Source organism: Mesorhizobium sp. M7A.F.Ca.US.005.03.2.1, from assembly GCF_003997795.1.
Taxonomy (GTDB): Bacteria; Pseudomonadota; Alphaproteobacteria; order Rhizobiales; family Rhizobiaceae; genus Mesorhizobium; species Mesorhizobium ciceri.
The window spans coordinates 1-3,642 of the sequence record NZ_RZRP01000651.1; the positions used below are offsets into that span (position 1 = coordinate 1).

3 protein-coding genes and 1 pseudogene are annotated in these 3,642 nt (G+C 64.6%); 3 read left to right on the forward strand and 1 reads right to left on the reverse strand.

What is annotated here, in order from left to right; all coding sequences use genetic code 11:
* A pseudogene (locus tag EN991_RS27605) lies at positions 1 to 485 on the forward strand (hypothetical protein); the annotation flags it as partial.
* A 2-nt stretch (positions 486 to 487) separates the two neighbouring features.
* Here EN991_RS27605 and EN991_RS27610 read toward each other — a convergent pair.
* Positions 488 to 2,524, reverse strand: coding sequence for a 4Fe-4S binding protein (locus EN991_RS27610; RefSeq protein WP_127369937.1), 2,037 nt, complete (start codon positions 2,522 to 2,524; stop codon positions 488 to 490).
* Positions 2,525 to 2,634: 110 nt separating this feature from the next.
* Between EN991_RS27610 and EN991_RS27615 the strand changes: the two genes are divergently transcribed.
* Together EN991_RS27615 and EN991_RS27620 are read left to right on the forward strand one after the other, a co-directional pair.
* On the forward strand, positions 2,635 to 3,381 hold the full coding sequence (locus tag EN991_RS27615) for a biotin/lipoate--protein ligase family protein (protein ID WP_127369938.1): 747 nt from the start codon (positions 2,635 to 2,637) through the stop codon (positions 3,379 to 3,381).
* Positions 3,372 to 3,642: DUF6505 family protein (locus EN991_RS27620; protein ID WP_245461088.1), on the forward strand; the 271-nt coding region annotated here is incomplete at its 3' end. The genes EN991_RS27615 and EN991_RS27620, both read left to right, overlap by 10 nt.

Consider the following 3,642-nt stretch of genomic DNA (forward strand, 5'->3'; position numbering starts at 1 on the left):
TTCGCACATTTAGCACCGCGGGCGTGCCGGTTTGGGCTCTCGCCTTCTCGCCTGACGGAAAGACGCTTTTGAGCGGCGGCGGGGATCAAGTGGTGGGAGAATGGAATGTCGAGGCCGGGCAACGGCTCGGAACCAAGATCGAGGGTTCGACCGATCCGATGGCCGAATATGCCGGCAATCCGGACGCGGAGGTGTTCCGCGCCTGCGTCGCATGCCACACGCTCGATCCCCACGAGGGCGATCGCGCCGGCCCCACGCTTCACGGCATCTTCGGCCGCAGGATCGCATCCGTGCCTGGCTACCGATACTCGCCCGCTTTCAGGGAGATGGACATCGTCTGGACGCCCGAAACGGTATCGAAGCTGTTCGAGCTTGGCCCGAGCAGATACACGCCGGGCACCAAGATGCCCGAGCAGACCATTCGCGACCCCGAGCATCGGGCGGCGCTGATACGATTCCTACAGGCCGAGACCCGCAGCAACTGAGTTTAGACCCGTTTGGTTTCCGAGTTCCGGTCCCGGAGATAATCCTCTGTCGTTCGCGGGGCCGGCCGGCCAGGACCGGCATAGGGATCGAGGTCTTCGCTCATGGCGGCATCGACGCGGCAATTGTCGCACATCCGCACCAGTTCCAGCCGCCGCGCGTTTTCGCCCGAGAACATCCAGTGCCTGCCTTCCAGCTTGGCGACGATCCGCTCAATCGTACTGCGGGTCCCGAACGGGTTGCCGCAGCGGATACACTCGTAGGGCTGTTCTTCCTTGACGACCCGACGTGGCGCGCTCCATGCCGGGAAATCAATCCGCGGGGCGAGACGGATCACCTTCTCCGGACAAGTCGCAGCGCAGAGCCCGCATTGGACGCAGGCACTTTCGGAAAAGTACAATGCAGGCTGTTGCTCGCTGTCGGAGAGCGCACCCGTTGGGCACGCCGACACGCAGGAGAGGCAGAGCGTGCAGCCCTCGACATTGATATCGAGCCCGCCGAACGGCGCTGCCGCTGGGAGCACTACGCGCTCGACTGGCGTCGGCGCGGCGCGATGCAGTTCGATCATGCTGTTTCGCAACAGGCTGCGCTTGTCCCCCAGGGGCAGGAAGGTCGCCGGCGTCGGCGTGCTGGAGCCCGGTTGCACACGGTCGAGCGCCAACCTCAGCATGTCCGGATCGTCGGTTTCGATCAGGCCGCAGAGTTCCGACCCGTAGCCGAGCGATCGTGCGAGCAGATTGGCGATGGTGACGTTGCGGGCCAAGCCGGTGAGCTCGTGCTTGGGCTTCGCGGAGGCGAGCGCCATCACCGCCGCCGCGCCCCATGCCACCGGCGCTATCCACGCCTCTATTCCCAATTGCGTTATCTCGTTCACGGCGACTGGCAGTACATTCGCAGGCAGGCCTGGGCCGAACCGCGCGAGCGCGTCAATCAGCGGCTCGCCGTGATAGCCGTCATGGAACAGAACGACCGGATCCCTGCCACCCGCCTCTCGATATGTGACCAGGAGCGAACGCAGCCGCCGAAGCAGGGTTTGCGCATCCGGAACGGCATATGCGGCTGCACCGGTCGGACAGGCGGCCGCGCAATTGCCGCAACCGGCGCAGATTTCTGCGTCGACGATCACGTGGTCGCCGGCCGAGGCAATCGCACCGGTAGGGCACAGATCCAGGCAACGCGTGCAACCGATGATGCGGGAGCGTGAATGAGCGCACAGATCGGCGGAAAAATCGATGTAGCGCGGCTTGTCAAATTCGCCGACGAGGCCAGCAGCCTTGGCGATCACGGCCGTTACCGCGGCCCGGTCGGCGGAATCCGCTTTGAGGTAGCCCGCGCGCAGGTCGTGAGCCGGAAATAGCGGAACGCCGCCGGAGAGGTCGATCACGATGTCTGCTTTAGAGATTGCGCCGTCACGAGCCGCACCAAAGCGCAGGCGGTCGCGCGAAGAGGGAACTGGCAAGGCGAAATCATCAACGATCAGCTCGAAGGCACCCAGATGGCCTTGTGCATTGCGGATCCTGCCCCGCACGACGGGGAAATCCCACACGCGGTTGGGTGTAACCTCCGCGGGTCGCGTCAGCAGGACGGTCACGTCCAGATCCCCGGCAAGCTGGCAGGCGACCTCCATTGCCGCCTGGTCGCGGCCATAAACCAGCACCACGCCATTGCTTCGAAGCGTGACGAGGGCGGGCGGCGAGGTCGGTTCGGCCACCATCGCGACGAGTGCCGCCGCCTTCGGCCCGGCGGATGCGGCCTCTGCCGACCAGCCTGCCGCCTCGCGGATGTTCACGAAATCGAGGTCACCCGCAAAGCCGATTTCCTCAGCGACTTCGCGGAAAAGCGGCGCCTGCTGTGTGCAGGCTATGGTGATGGCTCCCCCCTCGCTCAATCTGTTGCGGATACGCTCGATTTCGGCGCCGCACAGCTGATCGCCCGATTGCACCTGAGCGTCTTTGCATCCGCGGCGCACGCTGTCGCCAAAACCAGGCATGCTGCGCTCGCAGGAGCAGATGAAGACCGTGCGCGGTTTGTCCAGGCTCATTGCGCCTCCCGGCTACGCGACACCGCCCGCTGCGGTAGCGCCTTTACTGTAGAGACAGTATATACATTATTGGAGAATTAGGCCGCCGTCATCAAAAATGGATCGGCATCATGTCCCAGCGTGCTTCGGTCACCGACCGCGCCCTCGATCTGCCCCCGCTCTACAGCCTCACTGTCTTGAGAGAAGCCGGCGATGCCTTCGAGCACGCCCGCGCCATTGCCGGCGAGCAGGGTGCAGGGACGCTGGTCTGGGTACGGCGCTATGATCTGGCCGAGTTCGCGGTCGTCCTGGAGCCTGAACAATCGTTGGCGCAGGCCCGCCTTGCCATCTATGCCGGAATGAACGCTCTGGCCGACGCGCTTGCAGCGCGTGCACCGCCTGAAATGCCGGTCACCTTCGACTGGCCGGACGCGATCCGCATCGACGGCGCTCTCGTTGGCGGCGGACGCCTGGGCTGGCCTGAGGGAGCTCGCGACGAGGAGACGCCGGCCTGGCTCGTCTTTTCTGCCATGATCCGCATCGCGGCCGTGCGCGCTTACGAACCTGGCGAGCGGCCGCTACTCGGCGCGCTTGACGAATTGGGCTCCGAAGCCCCCGATCCTGGTGAGATCATCGCCAGCTTCTCCCGTCACCTGATGAACGAGTTCCACGAATGGGGCGAAACCGGCTTCGCATCGCTCGCCAGCCAATGGCTGCACCGCTCCTCACACCGAGGCCAGGACGTTCGGATCGCTGACAATGGCGATCTGCTGCTTCCGGGGAAGCCTTGCCGGGGAGCCTCCGAAAGGCGGAGTTTGGTGGAAGCTCTTGGCTCACCTTCGTGGCTCGATCCCGCTACGGGTGTGCCATGGCTCTAAAGCTACTGCGCACGATCCGCCTAGATCCGTCGGATGGCTTCGTCTATTCCCACGCCGCGGAACCCGGCGAGTGGGCCGTCACGGGGACTTTCCGGTTCTTCGCCGCCGATATCGAAAGCCTCTCCGGCAAAGAACGACAAGCCTTCAGCGCCGGCTTCATGGGTGTTGAGAGCTTCGGCTGGTCCACCCTCGTCATCGTGACGAAGGCCACCGCGGAAGAAGTCGCGGCTGCGAACGAAAGACCGGCCGAGCAGCTGGTAG